16 protein-coding genes and 1 pseudogene are annotated in these 23016 nt (G+C 73.1%); 8 read left to right on the forward strand and 9 right to left on the reverse strand.

Features of this window, described 5'->3' with window-relative positions; genetic code table 11:
• Positions 1 to 52: 52 nt before the first annotated feature.
• Entirely contained in the window at positions 53 to 1528 is a 1476-nt protein-coding gene (locus E6P78_RS02575; RefSeq protein ID WP_136201836.1) for a S28 family serine protease, read from the reverse strand.
• A 99-nt stretch (positions 1529 to 1627) separates the two neighbouring features.
• Entirely contained in the window at positions 1628 to 1984 is a 357-nt protein-coding gene (locus tag E6P78_RS02580; protein ID WP_240799027.1) for a hypothetical protein, read from the reverse strand.
• A gap of 246 nt (positions 1985 to 2230) precedes the next feature.
• Here E6P78_RS02580 and E6P78_RS02585 point away from each other — a divergent pair, with 246 nt between their 5' ends.
• Entirely contained in the window at positions 2231 to 2728 is a 498-nt protein-coding gene (locus tag E6P78_RS02585) for a hypothetical protein (protein WP_136201838.1), read from the forward strand.
• A gap of 12 nt (positions 2729 to 2740) precedes the next feature.
• Here the strand turns inward: E6P78_RS02585 and E6P78_RS02590 are convergent, their stop codons facing one another.
• The 4 genes from E6P78_RS02590 to speB form a co-directional block, all read right to left on the reverse strand.
• Positions 2741 to 6529 carry an ABC transporter ATP-binding protein gene (locus tag E6P78_RS02590; protein WP_136201839.1) on the reverse strand — a complete coding sequence of 1263 codons (3789 nt, stop codon included), beginning with the start codon at positions 6527 to 6529 and terminating at the stop codon, positions 2741 to 2743.
• A 114-nt stretch (positions 6530 to 6643) separates the two neighbouring features.
• Positions 6644 to 7603: a serine hydrolase gene (locus tag E6P78_RS02595; protein ID WP_136201840.1), complete on the reverse strand. Its 960-nt coding sequence runs from the start codon at positions 7601 to 7603 to the stop codon at positions 6644 to 6646.
• Between the two features lie 124 nt (positions 7604 to 7727).
• The gene (locus E6P78_RS02600) at positions 7728 to 9413 is read right to left on the reverse strand and encodes a thiamine pyrophosphate-binding protein (RefSeq protein ID WP_136201841.1); all 1686 of its coding nucleotides are present in this window, start codon (positions 9411 to 9413) and stop codon (positions 7728 to 7730) included.
• A complete protein-coding gene (speB, locus tag E6P78_RS02605; protein WP_136201842.1) occupies positions 9410 to 10378 on the reverse strand; it encodes an agmatinase in 969 nt (322 codons plus the stop codon). The genes E6P78_RS02600 and speB overlap by 4 nt, the downstream gene beginning before the upstream one ends.
• A gap of 116 nt (positions 10379 to 10494) precedes the next feature.
• Here speB and E6P78_RS02610 point away from each other — a divergent pair, with 116 nt between their 5' ends.
• From E6P78_RS02610 to E6P78_RS02630, 5 genes are all read left to right on the forward strand, one after another.
• Positions 10495 to 12102 carry a PucR family transcriptional regulator gene (locus E6P78_RS02610; RefSeq protein ID WP_136201843.1) on the forward strand — a complete coding sequence of 536 codons (1608 nt, stop codon included), beginning with the start codon at positions 10495 to 10497 and terminating at the stop codon, positions 12100 to 12102.
• 159 nt (positions 12103 to 12261) lie between these two features.
• Positions 12262 to 12723: a hypothetical protein gene (locus E6P78_RS02615; protein WP_136201844.1), complete on the forward strand. Its 462-nt coding sequence runs from the start codon at positions 12262 to 12264 to the stop codon at positions 12721 to 12723.
• Between the two features lie 162 nt (positions 12724 to 12885).
• Positions 12886 to 14043, forward strand: coding sequence for an acyl-CoA dehydrogenase family protein (locus E6P78_RS02620; RefSeq protein ID WP_136201845.1), 1158 nt, complete (start codon positions 12886 to 12888; stop codon positions 14041 to 14043).
• Positions 14044 to 14075: 32 nt separating this feature from the next.
• Positions 14076 to 14948 (forward strand): acyl-CoA thioesterase II, encoded by an 873-nt coding sequence (locus tag E6P78_RS02625; RefSeq protein WP_136201846.1) that lies wholly within the window; start codon positions 14076 to 14078, stop codon positions 14946 to 14948.
• A gap of 66 nt (positions 14949 to 15014) precedes the next feature.
• Entirely contained in the window at positions 15015 to 16022 is a 1008-nt protein-coding gene (locus E6P78_RS02630; RefSeq protein ID WP_240799018.1) for a cation diffusion facilitator family transporter, read from the forward strand.
• A 94-nt stretch (positions 16023 to 16116) separates the two neighbouring features.
• On the opposite strand, the pseudogene E6P78_RS02640 reads toward E6P78_RS02630, so the two are convergent.
• Both E6P78_RS02640 and E6P78_RS02645 read right to left on the reverse strand, forming a co-directional pair.
• Positions 16117 to 16560 (reverse strand): annotated as a pseudogene (locus E6P78_RS02640) (epoxide hydrolase); the annotation flags it as partial.
• A 107-nt stretch (positions 16561 to 16667) separates the two neighbouring features.
• Positions 16668 to 17447: a phosphatase gene (locus E6P78_RS02645; RefSeq protein WP_136201849.1), complete on the reverse strand. Its 780-nt coding sequence runs from the start codon at positions 17445 to 17447 to the stop codon at positions 16668 to 16670.
• A 245-nt stretch (positions 17448 to 17692) separates the two neighbouring features.
• Here E6P78_RS02645 and E6P78_RS02650 point away from each other — a divergent pair, with 245 nt between their 5' ends.
• Both E6P78_RS02650 and E6P78_RS02655 read left to right on the forward strand, forming a co-directional pair.
• A complete protein-coding gene (locus E6P78_RS02650) occupies positions 17693 to 19366 on the forward strand; it encodes a cellulose synthase catalytic subunit (protein ID WP_168712544.1) in 1674 nt (557 codons plus the stop codon).
• Between the two features lie 15 nt (positions 19367 to 19381).
• Positions 19382 to 22360, forward strand: a complete 2979-nt coding sequence (locus tag E6P78_RS02655) for an SGNH hydrolase domain-containing protein (RefSeq protein WP_136201850.1) — start codon at positions 19382 to 19384, stop codon at positions 22358 to 22360.
• Here the strand turns inward: E6P78_RS02655 and E6P78_RS02660 are convergent.
• Positions 22357 to 22977 carry a TetR/AcrR family transcriptional regulator gene (locus tag E6P78_RS02660; RefSeq protein WP_136201851.1) on the reverse strand — a complete coding sequence of 207 codons (621 nt, stop codon included), beginning with the start codon at positions 22975 to 22977 and terminating at the stop codon, positions 22357 to 22359. The two genes, E6P78_RS02655 and E6P78_RS02660, sit on opposite strands and share 4 nt — an antisense overlap.
• Positions 22978 to 23016: the final 39 nt, after the last annotated feature.

Below are 23016 nucleotides of genomic sequence, written 5' to 3' on the forward strand. Positions count from 1 at the left end.
GCGTTCCCGCACCGGCGGCCGTGCGACCACGGCCGCCGGTGCGGGGATTTCCCTACGGGCGCCGGAAGCCGAGCCGGTGCTCGGTCGTCAGGTCCTTGTTGTCGAGCCGTGCGTCGAACTTCGCGAGCGGCTTCGCCTTCGACTCGTCCTGCTGGACGGCGGCCGGGGCGACACCCGCCCAGCGCAGGATCGCCGCGGTGGCCGTGGCGTTCTCGGACGGGACGAGACCCGCGACGTTCGAGCCGTGGTTCCCGCCGGGCACGGTGAGGACGTAGCTGTCGCGGGCGCCCGCCCCGAGCCGGAATCGCTCGGCGCCCCACGGGTCGTTCTCCCCGTAGACGTACAGCATGTGCGTGGCGTGGTGCTTGACCCAGGTGTCGATGTCGCGCATCACGAAGGGCTGGAACCTCATCGGGATGGAACGGGGCACGAAGGTGCGCGGCGGCTGGTAGCCGTAGCGGCTGAGACCGCCGAGCCAGGGCTGCTTGATGTCGGGCGAACCGAGCTGGGTGCCCGCCTGGTAGTAGTACGGCGTGTAGTTGGCCAGGCCCTGGTCGGCGTAGGCGGAGAAGCCGGAGATCGTGTCGACGGAGTCCCAGATCGCCTGGTCGGTGGCGTGCTTCGCGTCGGCCGGGACAGTGTCGCAGTCGGCGAGCAGGCTGTACTGCCAGAACGCCCAGACGTAGTCCATGACGACGGCCTCGTAGGCCTTGTCCAGGGAGCCGACGGTGTCGAAGGTGTAGCCGTTGTCGGCGGCGTACCGGGCGTACTTCTCCTCCAGCGGCTTACGGCGGATCAGCGCCTCGCGCTGCACGCCGTTCAGCTTGTCGCGGCACTCCTTGGTGCCGACCCGCGCGAAGAACCGGTCGTAGGCCGAGTCCTCGTCGTCGACCACGTCGTTGGGCGCGACATAGGCGACGACGCCGTCCATGTCCTTCGGGTAGAAGCGCTCGTAGTACGTGGCGGTCATGCCGCCCTTGGAGCCGCCGGTGGTCAGCCAGTTCTTGGAGTAGATGCGCTTGAGAGCGGTGAAGACCCGGTGCTGGTCGCTGGCGGCCTGCCAGATGTCGAGCTTGGACCAGTCGGCGGGCGAGGGGCGCGACGGGGTGAAGAAACGGTACTCCAGGGAGACCTGGTTGCCGTCGACGATCCGGGTCGGCTCCGAGCGACTGGGGTTGGTGGAGACGTTGTAGCCGCCGGTGTAGAAGACCGTGGGGCGGGAGGTGTCCTTGTGCAGCAGGGTGATGCGCTGCTGGAACGTTCCCTTGGACGGGTGGCGGTGGTCGATCGGCTGGGTGTAGTCGAGGACGAAGTAGCGGTAGCCGGCGTAGGGCTTCTCCTCGATGAGACTCATTCCCGGGATGGCCAGGATGCGGTCCTTGATGTCCGTGCTCGTTCCGCTGTCACCGACGGCGGTACGGAGCGCGGCCGGTCCGGCGGCGGTGGCCGCCCCGGCCGAGGCACCCGTCGCACTGACCGTGCCGATGAGCACCGCGAGCGACAGGATTCCTCTGAGCGCCTTGCGCATGCACTTCCTCCCCTGGGTTCACAGCTGACGCGGTGAACCTAGCGGGGCAACACCGGGGCCGCCAGACCGCGTTGCCGGGGTCGGCAACATGTCACCCGGTCAGCACAGAATCCAGCTCGTACCGCCACTCTTCCCGGCGATCGTGCCGGAGACCCGCACGCACCGGTTCAGCGCGTGGACGGTCACCGGCCCCGCCAACTGGGTGAAGCTGCCGCTGTCGGTGACGGGGTGGCCGCCGCGCGGCTGGATGGTCACCGACATGGCGCGGCGCTTCCCGGGCTTGGCGGCGACGGCGGTGGCGCAGGCGTACGCACGCGACTTGTAGACGCGCAGCTCCCCCGTCGCGAACTTCACCGTCTTGCGGGGCCGTCCCACGCAGGCGGACGCGGCGTCCGCGCTACCCGCCACCGCCCCACCGAGAACCAGTGCGAAGGCGGTCGCCAGGGAGAGGGCCACAAAGCGGCGGCAGACCCCGCGCCGCACGCCCCGAACGTGTCCTTCGGTCCCTCTGGTCACAGCAGCCCCATCGCCTCATCGAACATCAGCGCCCCTACCCGACACCTGGACGCACATGCGTGTACCTGCCCTACGACGCCGGAGGCCACCCGGAGGTTGCACCCGGCGTACTCGGTCTCCCCGGCGGCCGAAGCGCCCCACCATGGAGCCGGACAGGACAGACCGCCACGAAAGGCAGGAACCGCCATGACCCGCATCAGCTCCTCCCGGCACCCCCGCGCCCGGCGCGCCGTCGGCCGTACGCTGCTCGCCACCGCGCTCCTGGCCGCGGCCGTCGCCGTCCCGGCCGCGGCGGCCACCCCGCGCGGGACGACCGCGGCGGCGCCGGTCCGCGACGAGGTCGCCTCCCAGGAGTCCCGGCTGGTCGACCACTTCTACGGCGCGTACATCGACGCCGTGTCCGCCGAGGACGGCGGCGCCCTGGCCACCGCGCTGCGCGGCTTCTACCTCACGCCCGCCCTGCGCGCCGAGCTGGACGACTGGGAGGCGGCCAACCACGCCGACGGTGTCCTGCGCGCCCAGGACGTCCCGGCCGCCTACCGGGTCACCGCGGGCGACAGCGGCGCCGGACACACCTGGTGCACGGTCCGCCTCACCTGGGGCTCCCCGGCGAACCCCACGTACACCTACCTGGCCGTGCGCTCGGACCTGGCGACCGGGAAGGTCTCCGGCATCAGGGAGTAGCGCCCGTCCGGTTCACACCCCGGCCGGCTCGTCCTCCCCTATGAAGGTGCGCCACAGCACCGCGTAGTGCCCGTCCCGGGCGAGGAGTTCGTCGTGCGTGCCGTCCTCGACGACCCGGCCGTGGTCCATCACCACGACCCGGTCGGCGCGCGCGGCGGTGGTCAGGCGGTGGGCGACGACGAGGGTGGTGCGCCGGCCCGCGAGCCGGTCGGTCGCCCGGTTGACCTGGGCCTCGCTGGCCAGGTCGAGGGATGCGGTGGCCTCGTCCAGCAGCAGGATGTCGGGGTCGACCAGTTCGGCGCGGGCGAGCGCGATCAGCTGGCGCTGCCCGGCCGAGAGGTTGCGGCCCCGCTCGGCGACCTCGTGGAGGTAGCCGCCGTCCAGGGTGGCGATCATGTCGTGCGCGCCGACCGCCCGGGCGGCCGCCTCCACCTCGGCGTCGGTGGCGTCGGGCCGCCCGTAGGCGATGGCGTCCCGGACCGTCCCGGAGAAGAGGTACGCCTCCTGCGGTACGACCCCGAGCCGGTGCCGGTACGCGGTGCGGTCGAGGTCGCGCAGGTCGGTGCCGTCCGCCGTGACCCGGCCGCTCGTCGGGTCGTAGAACCGGGCGACGAGCTTGACCAGGGTGGACTTGCCGGCCCCGGTCTCGCCGACGAACGCGACGGTCTGCCCGGCCGGGATGCGCAGGTCGACGCCGCTGAGCGCGGCCTCCTCGCCGCCGTACGCGAACGACACGTCCTCGAAGGCGATCTCGCCGCGCAGCGACTCCACCTCGCGGGCCTCGCCCGCGTCGGCGGTGGACGCCGGTTCCTGGAGGAGTTCCTGGATGCGGCCGAGGGAGACGGCGGCCTGCTGGTAGCCGTCGAAGACCTGGGAGAGCTGCTGGACGGGCGCGAAGAACAGGTCGATGTAGAGCAGGTAGGCGACCAGCGCGCCGGTGGTGAGCGTGCCGTTGTCGACCCGGCCCGCGCCGACGATCAGCACCGCCGCCGCGGCCACCGACGACAGCAGCTGGACGAACGGGAAGTACACCGAGATCAGCCACTGGCCCCGGACCCGGGCCTGGCGGTACTCGTCGCTGCGCGCGGCGAACCGGTCGGCCCCGTCCCCCTCGCGCCGGAACGCCTGCACGATCCTGAGCCCGGCGACCGACTCCTGGAGGTCGGCGTTGACGACGCCGATCCGTTCACGGGCCAGCTCGTACGCCTTGACGCTCTTGCGGCGGAAGAAGACGGTCCCGACGACGAGGACCGGCAGGGTCGCGAAGACGACGAGGGCCAGTTCCACGTCGAGGACCAGCAGCGCGACCATGATGCCGAAGAAGGTGACGACGGAGACGAAGGCGGTGACCAGGCCGGTCTGGAGGAACGTGGACAGCGCGTCCACGTCCGTCGTCATCCGGGTCATGATGCGGCCGGTCAGCTCGCGCTCGTAGTAGTCGAGGCCGAGGCGCTGGAGCTGGGCGAAGATCTTCAGGCGCAGCGCGTAGAGCACCCGCTCGCCGGTGCGGCCGGTCATCCGGGTCTCGCCGATCTGGGCCGCCCACTGCACGAGGACGACGACGAGGGCGACGGCGGACGCCGCCCAGACCGCGCCCAGCGCCAGCTTGGTGACCCCGTCGTCGATGCCGTTCCTGATCAGGACCGGGAGCAGCAGCCCCGCCCCGGCGTCCACGGCCACCAGGCCGAGGCTCACCAGCAGGGGCAGCCCGAAGCCGCGCAGCAGCCTGCGCAGCCCGTAGGAGTCCTCGGCGTGGACGGCACGGGCCTCGTCCACGTCCGGGACGTCGTTCGCCGGGGGCAGGGCGTCGACCTGGGCGAGCAGTTCGGGCGTCGCGGGCATGCCGGCCGCGCCGGCGCTCCGGTCCTCCTCCCGGCGGACCCACAGCTCGGGGGTGATGCCGCGCTCGGCGTCGAACTCGGCGTCGATCTCCTCCAGGAGCGCGCGCTCCTGTGCCGGGTCCTCGGGGGCGGCGGCCGGGGGGTGGCCGGGTGAGGGGGTGCCGAGCTCGCCCGGGTCGGTGAGCAGGCGCCGGTAGAGCGCGCAGCGGCGCTCCAGCTCCTCGTGGGTGCCGAGGTCGGCGAGGCGGCCGTTGTCCAGGACGGCGATCCGGTCGGCGAGGTTCAGGGTGGAGCGGCGGTGGGCGATCAGCAGGGTGGTGCGGCCGGCCATCACCTGGCTCAGCGCCTCGTGGATCTCGTGCTCGACGCGGGCGTCCACGGCGGAGGTGGCGTCGTCGAGGAGGAGCAGGCGGGGGTCGGTGAGAATGGCGCGGGCGAGGGCGATGCGCTGGCGCTGGCCGCCGGAGAGGGTGAGTCCGTGCTCGCCGACCTTGGTGTCGTAGCCGTCCGGCAGCTCGGCGATGAACCGGTCGGCCCGGGCGGAGTGGGCGGCCTTTTCGATCTGCTCGTCGGTGGCGTCGGGGACGCCGTAGGCGATGTTGGCGCGGACGGTGTCGGAGAACAGGAAGCTGTCCTCGGGGACGAGTCCGATGGCGGCCCGCAGCGAGTCGAGGGTCAGTTCGCGCACGTCGTGGCCGCCGACGAGGACCGCGCCGTGCGAGACGTCGTAGAAGCGGGGCAGCAGCAGCGAGACGGTGGACTTCCCGCTGCCGGACGCGCCGACGACGGCGACGGTCTCGCCGGGCTCGATGGTCAGCGAGAAGCCGTCGAGGACCGGGCGCCGAGTCTCGGCTCCGCCTCCGAGGTCCTCGTCGCTGGCGGAGGCGGAGCGCTGCGGAGCGTAGCCGAAGCGGACGTCCTCGAACTCGACGCTCGCCGGGGCGTCGGCGGGCAGCTCCTTGGTGCCGTCCGTCAGGTACGGCTCGGTGTCGATGAGTTCGAGTACGCGTTCCACGCCGGCGCGGGCCTGCTGGCCGACGGTGAGGACCATGGCGAGCATCCGGACCGGGCCGACGAGCTGGGCGAGGTACGTGGAGAACGCGACGAACGTGCCGAGGGTGATCTCGCCCCTGGTGGCGAGCCAGCCGCCGAGGGCCAGCATCGCGACCTGGCCGAGCGCGGGGACGGCCTGGAGGGCGGGGGTGTAGCGCGAGTTGAGCCGGATGGTGCGCAGCCGGCCGGCGAACAGCTTGCGCCCGACCTCGCGCAGCTTGCCGGTCTCCTGGTCCTCCTGCCCGAAGCCCTTGACGACACGGACGCCGGAGACGGCCCCGTCCACGACCCCGGCGACGGCGGCGGCCTGCGACTGGGCGTACCAGGTGGCGGGGAAGAGGCGGGCGCGGGAGCGGTGGGCGATGTACCAGAGGGCGGGGGCGACGGCGACGGCGACGAGGGTCAGCAGCGGCGACAGCCACGCCATGATGACCAGGGAGATCAGGAAGAGCAGGACGTTCCCGATGGTCATCGGGAGCATGAAGAGCAGGCTCTGGATGAGCTGGAGGTCGCTGGTGGCGCGTCCGACGACCTGCCCGGTGGACAGTTCGTCCTGCCGTCTGCCGTCGAGCCGGCTGATCGTCCCGTACATGCCGGTCCGCAGGTCGTGCTGGACGTCGAGGGCGAGCCGGCCGCCGTAGTAGCGGCGGATGTAGGTGAAGGCGTAGACGAGGGCGGCCGCCGCGATCAGCAGTCCGGTCCAGACGGCCAGGGACCGGGTGTGGCCGACGACCACGTCGTCGATGATCACCTTGGTGACGAGCGGGACGAGGGCCATCACGGCCATGCCGCCGAGCGAGGAGCCGAGCGCCAGCAGGGCGTTGCGCCGGTAGCGCCAGGCGTAGCCGCTCAGTCTCCGCGCCCAGCCGCCCTGCTGCCCGCGCCCCGTCTCCCGTGCGTCCGCCACCCGGTGCCTCCCGTTCGACCTGATCCGACGGAAGGCACCAACGCGGTGGGCTGCGGATTTCATCCCGCCGTAACGAATACGGGACCTTGGTCGTAGGTCCCCGGGCGGCGGCGCCTACCTCGGCTTGGCCGTGAGCATCCGGCCGGCCGGGGCCTCCGGGACCGGCGGGACGGCCTCCTGCGGGGCGACGGGCACGGTGAGGACCCTGGCCTTCATGATGCGCGGGTTGAGGTCCTTGTGAACGGCGCGGGCGACGGCCTGGATGGTGTTGACGCCGTCGTTCATCGTCTTGTTGTCCTGGGTGAGGACGGTCAGCGTGTAGTCGTGGCCGTTGCCCGTGAAGGCGCCGATGCTGTGCACCCGCCAGCCGTGGGTGGCGCGCTGCAGCCAGCCGTTCTTGACCTGGACGGTGGTCCCGGTCAGGGCGCCGGCCGGGGTTCCCCAGCGCTGCGAGGAGACGACCTTGCGCATCAGCCCGAGTTCGTAGGAGCGGGCGCTGTCGCTGAGCACGGAGTTCTTCTCTGTGAGCAGGGTCAGCAGCCGCTGCTCGTCCTGTGCGGTGATCTGGGTGAGGCCCCAGTAGCCGCCGGAGCCGGGCACGGTGTGGGTCATCCCGGCCGCCTTGAGGAAGGCGTTGACCTTGCCGACGCCGAGCTGCTTCCACAGGCTGGTGGTCGCGTCGTTGTCGGACTTGGTGATCATCCTGGTGCTGAGGTCGGTCTCGCGCTGGGTGAGGTAGCGGTTGTGCTTGGCGTTGTCCCACAGGAGCGTGGCCAGCACGGTCGCCTTCACGACGCTCGCGGAGTCGTACTTCGAGGTGGCGCGCAGCGTGCACGTGGTCTTGGTGGTGCGGTCGTGGAGCGCGACCGCCACGGTCGACTTGCGGCCCTTGAGCGCGGCGGTGATGTCCTTCGTCAGCTGTGCGGCGAGCCCGGCCCGGCCGGAGGTGCAGCTCACCTTCGCGGTGGCGGCCGAGGCGGGCGCCGCGCCGAGGGCCACGGGCGCGAGGACCCCGGTGGCGACTGCGGCACAGAGCGCGGTCCAAGCGCGCCCGGATATACGGGATGTGGTCATGGTGGCCATGGTGCGTTTCCCCCTGAACGGTTCCTGCGGGCGGCCCCCCGGCACGCCCGTCAGAGATGACTCGCGGGCGTCCGGAAGGTTGTACGCACCGGCGGGAACGCGGGGGCCGGGGGTCCTACAGGTGGGTCGGCTCGAACATCTTCAGCAGGGCCGGGAGTACGACGACCGAGGGGCCCGGCCGCGCGAACGCCTCGGCCAGGTCGGCGGCGAGCGTTCCGGGGCTCGTACGGACCGCCGGGACGCCGAAGGACTCGGCGAGGGCGACGAAGTCCGGGCGGGCCAGTTCCGTCGCGGTGGTCTCGCCGAAGGCGCCGGTGAGGTATTCGCGCAGGATGCCGTAGCCGCCGTCGTCCACGATGAGCCAGGTGACCGGCAGGCCGTACTGGCGGGCGGTGGCGAGTTCGGCGAGCGAGTACATCGCGCCGCCGTCGCCGGAGACCGCGAGGACGGGCCGGCCGGGGTCGGCCACCACCGCGCCGAGCGCCGCCGGGAAGGCGTAGCCGAGGCCGCCCGCGCCCTGGGCCGAGTGCATGGTGTTCGGGCGGCGCGCGTCGAAGGCGGCCCAGGCCCAGTAGGCGAGGATCGTCATGTCCCAGAAGCTGGGCGAGGCGTCGGGCAGGGCGGTGCGGATCTCGGCCAGGAGGTGCTGTTCCAGGTCGCGCCCCTGGGCGGCGATCCGCTCCCGTACGCGGGCGAGCACCCCGGCGACGCGCTCGGCGGCGGCCGGGTCCTCGCGCGGGGTGACCGCCTCGATGAGGTCGGCGAGGGCGCCGCGGGCGTCGGCGTGGATGCCGAGCGCCGGGTGGTTGGCCTCCAGCTTCCCGGCGTCGGCCTCGATCTGGACGACCCGGCCGCGCGGGGCGAACGTGTAGTAGTTGGAGGAGAGTTCACCGAGTCCGGAGCCGACGACGAGCAGGACGTCGGCGTCCTCCAGGAAGTCGGTGGTGTGCCGGTCCTCCACCCAGGACTGGAGCGAGAGCGGGTGCTCCCAGGGGAAGGCGCCCTTGCCGCCGTACGTGGTGACGACCGGGGCGTCCAGTCGCTCGGCCAGCGCGCGCAGCTTGCCTGACGCGTCGGACCGTACGACACCGCCGCCCGCGATGATCGCCGGGCGCTCGGCCCGCGACAGCAGGTCGGCGGCGACGGCGATGAGTTCCGGGCGGGCGTGCAGTTCGCGCGGGGTGGCGTCCAGGCCGGAGACGACGGGCAGCGTCGTGACGGCCTCCAGGACGTCCTGCGGGATCTCGACCCAGACGGGGCCGTGCGGGGCCGTCAGCGCGGACTCCCAGGCGGCGCCGATCGCGGACGGGATCTGCGAGGCGGTCCGCACGATGTGGACGGACTTCACGACGTCCCGGAACGACGCCTGCTGGTCGCGCAGTTCGTGCAGATGGCCGTGCCGGCCGCCGCCCAGGCCCCGGGCCGGGATCTGGCTGGACACCGCGAGTACGGGCGCCGACGCGGCCGCCGCCTCCTGGAGCGCGGCCAGCGAGGTCAGGGCGCCGGGCCCGGTCGACAGGAACAGCGGGGCGACCTCGCCGGTGACGCGCCCGTAGGCGTCGGCGGCGAAGCCCGCGTTGTTCTCGACGCGCAGGCCGACGTAGTCGAGCGACGAGCGGCGCAGCGCGTCGAACAGGCCGAGCGCGTGCTGTCCGGGCAGCCCGAAGACGGTGGTCGCGCCGAGGCCCCGCAGCGTCTCCACGACGAGGTCGCCGCCGGTCCGTCCGGGCGGGGGATTCAGTGCGGCCCCGATCTGCGCGGGGGTGAGCGCGGGCCGCTCGTCGTGGTGGTCGTGACTCACTGGTGCCGGGCCTCCGCGATCTGGCGGGTCATGATCGTCGTCAGCTCGTACGCGGTGTGCGAGGCGGCGACGGAGGTGATCTCCGCGTGATCGTACGCGGGGGCCACCTCGACCAGGTCGGCGGAGACCAGGTGGCAGGAGGACAGGCCGCGCACGATCTCCAGCAGTTCGCGGGAGGTGAGGCCGCCGGCCTCGGGGGTGCCGGTGCCGGGCGCGTGCGCCGGGTCCAGCACGTCGATGTCGATGGAGATGTACAGCGGCCGGTCCCCGATGCGCTGGCGCAGCTGGTCGGCGACCTCGTCGGCGCCGCGCCGCATGACGTCGGCCGAGGTGACGATCCCGAAGCCCATCTTGGCGTCGTCGGTGAGGTCCTGCTTGCCGTAGAGCGGGCCGCGCGTGCCGACGTGGGAGAGCGCCGAGGTGTCGAGGACGCCCTCCTCGACGGCCCGGCGGAACGGCGTGCCGTGGGTGTAGGCGGCGCCGAAGTAGGTGTCCCAGGTGTCGAGGTGGGCGTCGAAGTGGAGCAGGGCGACCGGGCCGTGCTTCTTGGCGACGGAACGCAGCAGCGGCAGCGCGATGGTGTGGTCGCCGCCGAGGGTCATCAGCCGGGCCCCCGTGCCGAGCAGTTCGTCGGCGGCGGCCTCGACGGTCTCCACGGCCTCCTCGATGTTGAAGGGGTTGGCCGCGATGTCACCGGCGTCGGCGACCTGTGCGAGGGCGAACGGCGAGGCGTCCTGCGCCGGGTTGTACGGGCGCAGCAGCCGCGAGGCCTCCCGGATCGCGTTGCCGCCGAAGCGGGCGCCGGGCCGGTAGGAGACGCCCGAGTCGAACGGCACCCCGACCACGGCGACGTCCGCCGTGCCGACCTCGTCCAGGCGGGGCAGCCGCGCGAACGTCGCGGGCCCGGCGTACCGGGGGACGCGGGAGGAGTCGACGGGGCCGCGCGGCGTCTGGCTGCTGCTCATGGTGGGGGTGCCTTTCCTTCGGTGTGCGGGGTGCCGGAGCGACGCTAGGTGGCCCGGGGCCCGCACTGAAGTGTACGTTTCCTCCACTCCAGCCCCTCGGAACGGACGAACCATCCATGCCCGACCTCCCCGGTCTCCCCGGCCTCCCCGACCTGCCCGGCCCGCCCGGCCTCCCCGCAACGCCCTCCGCGTCCGCTCCCCCGACCCCGCCCGTGGCGCTGGCCGAACTGCTGGCGCGCGAGGAACTGGAGCTGAGGCTGATCGCGGGCCCCGGCGAGGCGGAGCTGCTGTGGGTGCACGCGTCGGAGATGGCCGACCCGTACCCGTACCTGCTCGGGGGCGAGCTGCTGCTGAGTGCCGGGGTGCTGCTCACGAACCCGGACGCGTATGTGGCCCGGCTGGTGGAGGCGGGGGCGGCGGCGCTCGGTTTCGGGGTGCGGCCGGTGCACGAGGCGGTGCCGCCGGAGCTGGTCGCGGCGTGCGACCGGCACGGGATGCCGCTGGTCGAGGTGGGGCCGGGCACCCCGTTCACCGCGATCGCGCGGGCGGTGTGGGGGCTGATGGCCGCCGCACGGGAGCGCGAGCTGCGCCGGGTGACCCGCGCCCAGCAGGCCCTGGCCACGGCGGCGGCCCGCCCGGACCCGGTGCCGGAGGTGCTGCGCCGGCTGGCCGTCCGGCTCGACGGCCGGGCGGCCCTGCTGACGGCCGGCGGCGAGGAGCTGCACGCGGCGGGCCCGCGTCCGGCCCCCGGGGTGACCGACGCGCTGGGGCGCCTCGCCCGGCTCGTCGCGCGGGAGGGGCCCGGCGCCCCCGCCTCCGCGACGGACACGGTCGACGGCTCCCACCTGCTCGCGTACCCCCTGGGCGGCACCGAACGGCCGGCCCTCGCGGTGGCGACCCGGCACCGGCTGCCGGGCGACCACACGATCGCGGGCGTCGCCGCGGTCCTCCTCTCCCTCCTCACCGCCCCCCACCAGGGCGCGACCGCCACCGCCCGCTCGGCCGCCCTCGTCCGGATGCTCCTCGGGGCCGCCCCCGACGAAGTGGCCCCGCTGCTCGGCGAAGACCCGTGGACGGTGGTGCACGCCCACCGCACCGACGGCACCCCGGCGGACCGGTTCGCGGCGGAGGCGCTGGGGGCGGCACTGGGCTCGGGGCTGGTGGACGGGGGGCGCGAGGCGGAGTCGGAGTGGGGCGCGGCGCCGGAGCCGGGAGCCGACCAAGGGCGCGGGGCCGACGCGGCGGCGGACGCGCGGGTGCGCGGGGCCGACGCGGGCGCGCGCCCCGCCCCCGTACGCGTGCTGCTCCCCGCCGGCCGTACGGCGGCCCCGCAGCCCGGGTGGACGCTCGGCGCCTCCGCTCCCCGCCCCGCCGCCGATCTCGCCGACGCCGACACCGGGGCGGCCCGCGCCCTGGGCCACGCGGAGGCGACCCGCGCCCCGCTGCACACGGAGACCCCGCTCACCGGCCTCGCCGCCCTGCTCCCGCCCGGCCCGGCCGCCGCCCACGCCCGCGCCCTCCTCGCCCCGCTCACCGCGCCGCTCGCCGAGACCCTGCGCTGCTGGCTCTCCCTGCACGGCAGCTGGGACCGGACGGCGGTGGCCCTGTCCGTCCACCGCAACACCGTCCGCCAACGGATCGCGCGGTGCGGGGAGTTGCTGGGGGTGGATCTCGACGCCATGGACGTACGCACGGAGTTGTGGCTCGCGCTGCGGCGGGGGTGAGCGCGGATGCGCCGCAACACCGTTGCCACGGAGGCCGGTTCAAGTACCGGCCGCAGGACCCGGGTCGCGGATGTGATGGGATCTCCCCCGGTTCCCTTTTTCGTTCGCGAACGGGAAAAGGGAACCGGACCAGCACGAGTGAGAGAGGTAACGGGGAACATGCGTAAGACGGTTACGGGAATGGCTCTCGTCGCCGCCACGGCAGCACTGCTGACCGGTTGCGGAAGCGACAGCGGGCCGGCGGGCGGCAAGGGCGGTGCGGAACAGGCCGACGACAAGGCGCCCGTATCCACGAGCCCTTCGGCCGCGGCCCACCCGGGCCATGCGTCCCACACGGTGACGCTGGAGGTCGACGGCACGGGCAAGACCAATGTCATGTATAACGCCGCCAGCCAGGGCTTCGAGGAGAAGACGCTTCCGTGGACGCTCACGGAGACCGTCGAACTCACCGCGGCCGAGCAGAAGGTGGGCTATCTCGTGACCGTCGTCCCGGGGAGCGTGATGGGCGCTGACGGGATGCTCAAGCAGGCGCCCTGCGTCATCAAGGTCGACGGCAAGAGGGTGGTGGACAACGCGGCCGGCAAGAACGAGAAGGGCTGCACCTACACGATCAAGGGGTAGCCCCCTCCCTCCCCCCGCGTGCTCCGCATCACCCTGGACAGCGCCGTGACCGCCGGGTAACTTCTAACCAAGGCTGAGCAAGCGCTTAGCCATGTCGGAGAAGAACCTCAGCAGGGTCCGGCAGACCGCAGCAGCCGAGATCGCCGATCAGGGAGGCACCCCGTGCGCCGTACGGTATTCAACGAGGACCACGAGGCGTTCCGGGAGACCATCCGCGCCTTCATCGCGGCCGAGGTCGTGCCCGTGTACGACGAGTGGTTCGCCGCGGGGCAGGCGCCGCGCGACTTCTATCTGAAGCTTGCGGAGCTGGGCGTCTTCGGGATCACGGTCGACGAGGCGTACGACGGGGCGGGCATCGACTCGCACAAGTACGAGGCGGTCATCTACGAGGAGACCGCTCGGGCGGGCGTCTCCTTCGGTGGTTCCGGGGTGCACACGCTGCTCGGCCTGCCGTACATCAAGATGCTCGCCACCGACGAGCAGAAGAAGCGCTGGCTGCCGAAGTTCGTCACCGGCGAGGAGATGTGGGCCCTCGCGATGACCGAGCCGGGCACCGGGTCGGACGTGGCGGGGATGAAGACCACCGCCAAGCTCTCCGAGGACGGCACGCACTACGTCCTCAACGGCGCCAAGACCTTCATCACCGGCGGGGTGCACGCCGACCGTGTGATCGTCTGTGCCCGGACCTCCGCCCCGCGCGAGGACGACCGCCGCTTCGGCATCTCGCTGTTCGCCGTGGACACCAAGTCCGAGGGCTACTCCGTCGGCCGCAAGCTCGACAAGCTGGGGCTGCGGGTGTCCGACACCGCCGAGCTGGCGTTCGTCGACGTCAAGGTGCCGGCCGAGGACCTGCTCGGCGAGGAGAACAAGGGCTTCGGCTACCTCGGCACCAACCTGGCCTCCGAGCGCTGGGGCATCGCCTTCGGCGCGTACGCGCAGGCCGCCGCCGCCGTGCGGTTCGCCAAGGAGTACGTGCAGGACCGCACCGTCTTCGGCAAGACCGTCGCCTCGTTCCAGAACACCAAGTTCGAGCTGGCCGCCTGCCAGGCCGAGGTCGACGCGGCCCAGGCCGTCGCCGACCGCGCGCTGGAGGCGCTGGACGCCGGTGAGCTGACCGCCGCCGAGGCCGCCTCCGCGAAGCTGTTCTGCACCGAGGTCGCGCACCGCGTGATCGACCGCTGCCTCCAGCTGCACGGCGGCTACGGCTTCATGAACGAGTACCCGATCGCCCGCCTGTACGCGGACAACCGGGTCAACCGCATCTACGGCGGCACCAGCGAGGTCATGAAGTCGATCATCGCCAAGTCCATGGGCCTGTAGGGCAGGGCCCGCAGAACGGCTACGTTCCTTCCATGAGCACCGCACTCGATTCCCTGCTCGATCTGCTCGACCTGGAGCAGATCGAGCAGGACATCTTCCGGGGCAGCAGCCGTTCCGCGCTCGTGCCCCGGGTCTTCGGCGGACAGGTAGCGGCCCAGGCGCTCGTCGCCGCGGGCCGCACCGTCCCCGCGGACCGGCCCGCCCACTCGCTGCACTCCTACTTCCTGCGGATGGGCGACCCGGGCGCGCCGATCGTCTACACCGTCGACCGCATCCGCGACGGCCGGTCCTTCACCACCCGGCGGGTCGTCGCCGTCCAGCACGGGCAGCCGATCTTCCACCTCTCCGCGTCGTTCCAGACGTACGAGGACGGTCTCGAGCACCAGGCGGACATGCCGGCCGCACCCGATCCCGAGACGCTGCCCACGGCCGCCGAGATGCTGCCCCGCTACGCCGACCGGTTCAGCGGCCCCGGTGTCGTGGACCGGCTGACCGAGGCGCGGGCGGCCGTCGATCTGCGGTACGTGGACGCGCCGCCGTTCGGCACGGTCGGTGAGCCGCGCGAGCCGCGCTCCCAGGTGTGGTTCCGTACCAACGGCAAGCTGGCGGACGATCCGCTGCTGCACGTCTGCATGGCCACGTACGTCTCCGACATGACGCTGCTCGACTCCGTGCTGCTCGCCCACGGGCGCGGCGGCTGGGCGGTCGGCGACGTGGTGGGCGCGAGCCTGGACCACGCGATGTGGTTCCACCGGCCGTTCCGGGCCGACGAGTGGCTGCTGTACGACCAGGAGTCGCCGTCCGCGTCCGGCGGGCGCGGGCTCGGCCAGGCCCGGATCTACACCCAGGACGGGCGCCTGGCGATCACCGTCATCCAGGAGGGCGTGGTCCGCGTCCCCCGGTGACCCGGTCCCGCGGTCCACGGCCGCGCGTCGGACATGGCGCGCCCGGCTGCGGACATACTCCCCTGCATGACTGACGAGAAAAGCAGTGGCGGTGGGTCCACGTTCACCGTCGTCGTCGCGGCGCTCGCCAATCTCGGCATCGCCGTGGCGAAGGCGGTAGCCGGACTGATCAGCGGGTCGAGCGCGATGCTCTCCGAGGCGGCCCACTCCGTCGCCGACACCGTCACCGAGGTGCTGCTGCTGACCTCGCTCAAGCGCAGCGAGAAGCCGGCCGACGAGGACCACCCGCTGGGGTACGGCCCCGAGCGGTACGTCTGGGCGCTGCTCGCCTCCGTCGCCACCTTCGTCGGCGGTGCGGTCTTCTCGATCTACGACGGTGTGCACACCCTGCTCGCGGGCGAGGACCTGGGCGATCCGCTGCTCTCGTACCTCGTGCTCGTCGTCGCCTTCCTGCTGGAGGGCTTCTCGCTGCGGACCGGGCTGAAGCAGGTGCGCGGCGAGGCCGTCCGGCTGGGCGCGCCCGCCAGGCACTACTTCCGGCGCACGCCCGACACCGCCGTCAAAGCGGTGGTGATGGAGGACTCGGCGGCCCTGGTGGGGCTGCTGCTGGCGGCGGGCGGGCTGCTCGGCGGCCAACTGACGGGCTCCGGGGTGTGGGACGGCGTCGCCTCGCTGCTGATCGGTGCGCTGCTGGTGTACGTGGCCTGGGTGCTCGGCCGGTCCAACGCCCAGCTGCTGATCGGCCGGCCGGTGTCGGCGCCGATGCGGGAGGGCATCCGCGAGGAACTGCTCTCGGTGGCGCATCTCATCGAAGTACTGGAGCTGACCACGCTCATCCAGGGGCCGGACGAGATCCTGGTCGCCGCGAAGGTCGACTTCCTGGACACGGTCAGCGCCGAGCAGGTCGAATCGGCCTGCGAGCTGGCCGAGCGGCGGCTGCGGGAGCGGTACGCGTCGATCAAGCGGGTGTATCTGGACCCGACTTCGGGGCGGGAACAGCGGCGCCGGGCCCGTCCCGCCGGTGGTGATCCGACGGCCGGGCCCGGCGACGGGGACCGGGGCCCCACCCCCTGACCGCTCGGCCGGACGTTGTTCAGCCGGGCGTCGTTCGGCTGGGCATCGTTCAGCCGGGCGTCGTTCGGCTGGGCATCGTTCAGCCGAGCGTCGTTCAGCCGAGCGTCGTGAAGAACTCGGTGATGTCCTTCGTCAGCAGTTCCGGCTGCTCCAGCGAGAGGAAGTTGCCGCCCCGGTCGAACTCCGTCCAGCGCACCACGTGGTGGTCGCGCTCCGCGAACCGGCGGATCGCCACATCGGCCGGGAGCGCGACGGCCACGGCGGTCGGGACGGTGCCCCGGTCCTTAGGCGCCCAGGCGGCCGGGTCGTGGGCCATCTCGTAGTAGAGGTGGGCCGAGGAGCCCGCCGTGCCGGTGAACCAGTAGAGGCTGACGTTGGTCAGCAGGGTGTCGCGGTCGACGGCGTCCTCGGGCAGCTCCGCGGCCGGGTCGGTCCACTCCTTGAACTTCTCGATGATCCAGGCCAGCTGGCCCACCGGTGAGTCGTGCAGGCCGAACGCCAGGGTCTCGGGGCGGGTCGACTGGATGACGTTGAAGCCCATCTTGTCGTCGCGGAAGTGCTGAAGGCGCTCCAGCCGGGTCTGCTCGGACTCGGTGAGCCCGGCGAAGTCGGCCGGGTCGTCGGAGGGGAAGGTGACGGCTCCGCTCAGAGCAGCCCGGCCGCGTCCAGCAGGTAGTCCGTCATCGGGTCGTAGAAGCGCGGGTCCAGGACGTGGTCGTCCAGGGGTACGGCCACCTGGAGGGTGCCCTCGGCCTCCCCCAGGAACAGGGCCGGGTCGTTGCAGTCCGCGTACCCGATGGCGTCCAGGCCGCGCTGCGCCGCGCATCCGGCCCAGCCGTGGTCGGCGACGACCAGGTCCGGCAGGGGGCGGTCCTCCCGCTCCAGGCCGTCGAGGACGGCGGCCATCGGGGCCGGGGAGTGGGTGTGCCAGAGGGTGGCGCCGCGCTCCTGGACGGCGACGTCCGCGAACTGGAAGACCATGCCCTCGTCCGCCATCAGCCCGGACGGAATCCGTACGATCTCGCAGCCGGCCGCCCGCAGCGCCGCCGCCGTCTGCCGGTGGACGTCCAGCAGGCCGCCGGGGTGGCCGGTGGCGAACAGGACCCGCTGCGCCCCGTCGGCGGCCTTCCGCAGCCGGGCAGCGGCCCGGTCCAGGGCGGCGACGGTCAGCTCGGGGTCGATGGTGTCCTGGCCGAACCGGTGCTCCGGGTCGTCGCTGACCCCGCACCGCTCGGCCATCACGGCCAGGACGTCCTGCTCGTCGCGCCACCGGTCGCCCAGTTCGAGTCCCAGCCAGAAGTGCCGGTCGCCGTTGGCGAGCTTGCGGTAGTGCGAGAGGTTGTTGTCGCGCGGGGTCGCGACGTCTCCCGCGATGCGCGTGCGGACGAGGTGTTCGACGAGGGCGGCGCGGCTGGGTATCGGCATGGGCCCATTGTGCCGTGGCGTGTGCGCTGTGTGCCCGGCGTCCGGCACCTGGATGTTGAGCGACCGTTCACCCGCCTGTGACCTGGAACTTTCCGCTCCACCCGGCCCTCGGCGTGAAATAGGTCCAGACCACTCACTTTGCGCCAACCCGGTGTCTCATTCACCGACGGACGGCAAGTGGTCTATACCTTTGGCACTAGGGTTGGTCACCCGATACCGGGACATGCACAGCCGTGGGGGGCTTTATGACCGTGCATCACTTGCCGCAACCTCCGTCCGATCATGAGCTGTATTGGTACTTCGGGCCGCAGCGCCGCTGGGTACTGATCAGCTCCTCGCTCGCCTTCGTGCTCACGGCGGCGACCATGCTCACCTTCGCCCTGCGCACCCCGGCCCTCTGGGCCTTTCTCGCGGTGCTCTCCCTGAACGTCATCGCACTCGCGCTCTCGTCGGTCAACAGCCTGCGCGCCCGCCGGCTGACCAGGCGTTCGCACGAGGTGCTCGTCCACGCCTGGAAGCCGCCCGCCCTCCCCTCCGTGGACCTCTACCTGCCGACCTGCGGGGAACCCCTCGCGGTCCTGGAGAACGCCTACCGGGCCGTCGCCGCCGTGGACTGGCCGGACGCGCTCACCGTCTGGGTGCTGGACGACGCCGACAGCCCCGAAGTGGCCGCGCTGGCCGCCTCGTACGGCTTCCGTTACGTCGTCCGGCCCGACCGGGGCCACCTGAAGAAGGCGGGCAACCTCAACCACGCGCTCACCCTGGGCAGCGCCGAGTACATCGCCATCCTGGACGCCGACTTCGCGCCCAGGCCCGACTTCCTGCGCCACCTCGTGCCGTACCTGGCCGACCCCGGCGTCGGCATCGTGCAGAGCCCGCAGTGCTTCGACACGGACGAGACCATGGGGTGGATTCAGCGCGCCGCCGGCTCGGCCCAGGAGTGGTTCTTCCGGTGGATACAGCCGTCCCGGGACGCGAGCGACGCGGCGATCTGCTGCGGCAGCAACGCGGTCTACCGGCGCAGCGCCATCGACCTGGCCGGCGGCTTCGCCCGGCTCGACCACAGCGAGGACCTGTACACCGGACTCGCCCTGCACGCCGAGGGGTTCAGGACCCTGTACGTGCCGGTGCTGGTCGCCAAGGGCACCTCGCCGGACAACCTCGCCTCCTACCTCAACCAGCAGTACCGCTGGGCGATGGGCAACCTCCACCTGCTGGGCACACCCGTGCTCAGGCGGATGGGCGCGCCCTGGCGGATGCGGCTGTGCTTCTACGAGGGCATCGTCGGCTACCTGACGACGGTGGTGAACACCTTCGCGGCCCCGCTCCCGCCGCTCGTGATGATGATCTGGTACCCGGACCACATCCGGCCCTGGCACGTCCTGCCGCTGCTCGCCCCGCTCTGGCTGTGGCACGTGCTGCTGCCCCGGATCAGCCGGACCCGCTGGCGCATCGAGGTGATCCGGGCCAACGTCCTGATGAGCGTGGCCGCCGGGGCCGCCGTCTGGCACACCCTGCGCGGCCGCAGCGCGGCCTGGGTGCCGACCGGGGCCGGCGGCGGGAAGTCCGGCGCCCTGGCCCGCCGGGTGGTACTCGTCTCGCTCGGCTGGCTGGCCTGCTCCACCTCGGCGGCGGCCGTCGGGCTCGCCCTGGCCGTCGCCCGCAACGGCTGGGAGCCCAACTGGGGGCTCGGCCTCTACCTGCTGGTCCAGCTCCAGATCAACGTCCCGCTGATCCGCGACCTGCTGACCGAGCTGCGCCCGGCCTCCGCGCCCCGGCCCGCCCGCGCCCCGCGCACCGGCCGCACCGCCCTCCTGCCCAGGCGCTGGCCCGAGGCGCTGGCCGTCACCGCCACCCTCGTGCTCACCGCGCTGCTCGCGTCCGGCTGGGTCAACCCCATGCTGCCCTGGTCGACCTGAAAGGTCCTCACCGCGATGTCCGCTCCCGCCCCCGCCACCCCGCGGCCCGGCCGCCGCGCTCCCGCTCCGAAGGCCCCGCCCTCCCGCCGGCCCCGCTTCCGCCCCGACATCGAGGGACTGCGCGCGTTCGCGGTCCTGTCCGTCCTCGCCTTCCACGCCTCCGTACCGGGGCTGGCCGGCGGCTTCGTCGGCGTGGACGTCTTCCTCGTCATATCCGGCTACCTGATCACCGGGCTCCTCGTCCGGGAAGCCGTCACCACCGGCCGGATCAGGCTGGGCGAGTTCTTCTCGCGCCGGGCCCGCCGGCTGCTGCCCTCGGCCGCCGTGGTGCTCGTCGCGGTCGCGGCGGCCGGGGCCTGGCTGACCGTGCCGCTGCGCCGCACGGACCTCGAGAACGACGTCGTCGCGGCGGCCCTGTCCGTGGCCAACTGGCGGTTCGTCCACCAGCGCACCGACTACCTGGCCGCCGGACAGGACGAGAGCCCGCTGCTCCACTTCTGGTCACTGGCGGTGGAGGAGCAGTTCTATCTGTGCTGGGGCCCGCTGCTCGCCCTGCTCGCCGTCCTCACCGCCCGCGCGGCGCGCCGGGGCCGCGCCCTGCGGCCCGTGGCCGTCGCCGTCACCGCCGCGCTGACCCTGGTCTCCTTCGCCCTCGCGGTGCGCTGGACGGACGACTCCGTCTCGCTGGCGTACCTCGGAACGCCCTCGCGCATCTGGCAGTTCGGCGTCGGCGCACTGCTGGCGCTGCTGCCCTGGCACCTGCTGCGCGGGCCGCGCCTGCTGCGGCTGCTGTGCGGGTGGGCCGGGGCGGCCGCGCTCGTGTGGTGCGTGCTGCGGTACGACACCTCGACGCCGTACCCGGGGTACGCGGCGCTCGTCCCGACCCTGGCCACGGCCGCCGTCCTGCTCGCCGGGGCGCCCGGCCGGGGCCCGGACACGCCCGCGCGCTTCGAGGTCGGGCGGCTGCTGGGCCTCAGCGGCCCCCGGGCGGTCGGCCGGCTGTCCTACACCCTGTACCTGTGGCACTGGCCGCTGCTCGTCCTCGCCGAGGCCCGCTTCGGCACGCTGGGCTGGCCGGCCCGGGTGGCGCTCACGGCGGCCTCGGTGCTGCCGGCCCTGGCCACCCGGCGCTGGGTCGAACGCCCGCTGCGGCACAGCCGTACGGTCGTGGAACTCCCCCGGCGCGGCCTCGCGCTGGGCGTCGCCGCCGTCATCATCCCGGTCGTCCTGGCGCTCGTGGTCGGCACCACCACGCTGCGGCTGCTCGGACCGGCCACACCGGTGGACCTGAAGGGGCTGCCGCCGGGCGCGGCCGCCGGGCCGTCGCTGCTGGCGCGGACCGGGGCACCGGCCGGGGACGGCCCCGTGGTGCCGAGCCCGGTCCAGGCCCGGCAGAGCTTCCCGCCGGACGGGGCGTGCGAGGTGGCGCCGGCGGTGACGAGCAGCCCGCCCTGCCTGTTCGGGGCGGTGGACAGCCCCGACCGGGTCGTCCTGCTCGGCGACTCGCACGCCGGGCAGTGGTTCTCGCCGCTGCTGAGCCTGGCGGCCGAGCGGGGCTGGGCGCTCCAGGAGCTGGTAAAGCAGGGCTGCCCGCTGCCGGAGCTGTCCGTGGTGAACCCGCAGCTGGGGCGTACGTACCACGAGTGCGACGCCTGGCGGGCGGACAGCCTGGCCAGGCTGGCCGAGGGCCCGAAGCCCCGGCTGATCGTCGTCTCCGCCCTCAACCGCTACACCGACGACGAGCGCCTGCTGCTCCAGGGCTGGGAGCGGACGCTGAAGCCGCTGCGGGCGCTCGGGGTGCCGATCGTCTACATCGAGGACACCCCGGTCCCGGGCCGCGACGTCCCCGCCTGCGTCTCCGGCCATCTCGCGGACCCGGATGCGTGCGCCTTCGACCGGAAGAGGTCCCGGTGGCCCGACCCGCTGGCGGAGAAGGCGGCGGCCGGCGGGCTGCCGGGGGTGCGGGCCGTGTCGGTGAACCCGGTGCTGTGCCCGGCCGCCGGCCCGACGTGCCCGGCGGTCCTGGACGGCGTCCTGCTCTACCGGGACGACACCCATCTGACCGATGTGGCCGCCGTGGTGCTGGCGCCCCGGATCGAACGGCTCCTCACCCGGGCAGCGGGCCTCGGAACCGAAAAGGCGTCCGGCGAGGCGTCCGGCGAGGCATCCGGCGACGGCTGGACCGCGCTGCTGGACGAGGAGTTCGACGGGCCGGCGGGCAGCCGTCCGGCCGCCTCCCGGTGGCTGTACGACCGGGGCACCTGCTACCCCGGCTGCCCGGCCGCGCAGTGGGGCACGGGCGAGATCGAGACCATGACCGACTCCACGGACAACGTCCGGCTGGACGGCAAGGGGGCTCTGGAGATCGTCCCGACGCGCCGCGACGGGCGGTGGTACTCGGGCCGCATCGAATCCCGGCGCTCCGACTTCGCGCCGCCGCCCGGAGGCGTCCTGCGCATCGAGGCGTCGATCGCCCTGCCGGACGTGTCGGGCGCCGCGGCCGGCGGCTACTGGCCCGCGTTCTGGACCATGGGCGCCGGGCTGCGCGACGGGTACACCGGCTGGCCGGCCACCGGTGAGATCGACGTCATGGAGTCCGTCAACGGGCCGGAGGCCGTCTTCGGCACCCTGCACTGCGGGACGCTCGACGGCGGGCCCTGCAAGGAGCCGGTGGGGCTCACCTCGCCCCGGCAGAAGTGCGCGGGCTGCCGCGGCGCGTTCCACACGTACGCCGTGGAGGTCGACACCACGCCCGGCGCCGAAGAGGTCCGCTGGTCCCTGGACGGCCGGGTGTACCACCGGGTGAAGGCGTCCGCGATGGACGCGGCGACCTGGGACGAGGCGCTGCTGCGCGGCCAGTTCCTGATCCTGGACGTGGCCGTGGGCGGCGCGCTGCCGGCCGCCGACGGTGCCACCGCGGGCCCCGACACCGAGGCCGGGCACCCGATGCGGGTGGCGCGGGTCACCGTGTCGGTGCGGGAGGGGGCTTCCTAACCCCGCTCCCCCGCCGCGGCGAAGGCGCCCCGGGCCAGCCGGTGCAGCAGCGCGGCCGTCTCGGTGCGGCCCGGCAGGGCCCCGGGGCGGCCGAGGTGCGGGGTCGAGTTCAGCAGGCCGAAGACGGCGTGGACGGCGGCGCGGGCCTCGTGCTCGGGGAGGTCCGGGTAGAGGTCGCGGACGACGGCGACCCAGACCTCGACGTACTGCCGTTGGAGCCGGCGCACCCGCTTGCGGTCGGTGTCCCGCAGGCGGTCCAGCTCGCGGTCGTGCAGGGTGATCAGGGGGCGGTCGTCGAGGGCGAAGTCGATGTGGCCCTCGATGAGCGCGTCCAGCAGGGCCTCCGGCGATCCGTCGCCGGAGGCGGCGTCCTCGGTGACCCGCAGCTCCCCGCCGGCCAGCAGCCGTTCGCTGATGCCGACGAGGAGCTCGGCGAGCATCGCGTCCTTGCCGGGGAAGTGCCGGTAGAGGCCGGGACCGCTGATGCCGACGGCGGCCCCTATCTCGTCGACGCCGACACCGTGGAAGCCGCGCTCGGCGAAGAGGCGGGCGGCCTCCCGGAGGATCTGCTCGCGGCGGGTGGGAGCCGCGACGCGGGCGGCGGCATGGGTGCTCATGAGCAGCCATTCTAGACAGGCGGGTTAGCGGTCGTTAAC

The organism is Streptomyces sp. A0958 (genome assembly GCF_004795035.1).
Taxonomy (GTDB): domain Bacteria; phylum Actinomycetota; class Actinomycetes; order Streptomycetales; family Streptomycetaceae; genus Streptomyces.

Coding starts and splice junctions, on each gene's coding strand:
- E6P78_RS02650 (WP_168712544.1), top strand. CDS start 17,693: ATGACCGTGCATCACTTGCCGCAACCTCCGTCCGATCATGAGCTGTAT.
- E6P78_RS02660 (WP_136201851.1), bottom strand. CDS start 22,977: ATGAGCACCCATGCCGCCGCCCGCGTCGCGGCTCCCACCCGCCGCGAG.
- E6P78_RS02595 (WP_136201840.1), bottom strand. CDS start 7,603: ATGACCACATCCCGTATATCCGGGCGCGCTTGGACCGCGCTCTGTGCC.
- E6P78_RS02575 (WP_136201836.1), bottom strand. CDS start 1,528: ATGCGCAAGGCGCTCAGAGGAATCCTGTCGCTCGCGGTGCTCATCGGC.
- E6P78_RS02645 (WP_136201849.1), bottom strand. CDS start 17,447: ATGCCGATACCCAGCCGCGCCGCCCTCGTCGAACACCTCGTCCGCACG.
- speB (WP_136201842.1), bottom strand. CDS start 10,378: ATGAGCAGCAGCCAGACGCCGCGCGGCCCCGTCGACTCCTCCCGCGTC.
- E6P78_RS02585 (WP_136201838.1), top strand. CDS start 2,231: ATGACCCGCATCAGCTCCTCCCGGCACCCCCGCGCCCGGCGCGCCGTC.
- E6P78_RS02655 (WP_136201850.1), top strand. CDS start 19,382: ATGTCCGCTCCCGCCCCCGCCACCCCGCGGCCCGGCCGCCGCGCTCCC.
- E6P78_RS02610 (WP_136201843.1), top strand. CDS start 10,495: ATGCCCGACCTCCCCGGTCTCCCCGGCCTCCCCGACCTGCCCGGCCCG.
- E6P78_RS02630 (WP_240799018.1), top strand. CDS start 15,015: ATGACTGACGAGAAAAGCAGTGGCGGTGGGTCCACGTTCACCGTCGTC.
- E6P78_RS02625 (WP_136201846.1), top strand. CDS start 14,076: ATGAGCACCGCACTCGATTCCCTGCTCGATCTGCTCGACCTGGAGCAG.
- E6P78_RS02615 (WP_136201844.1), top strand. CDS start 12,262: ATGCGTAAGACGGTTACGGGAATGGCTCTCGTCGCCGCCACGGCAGCA.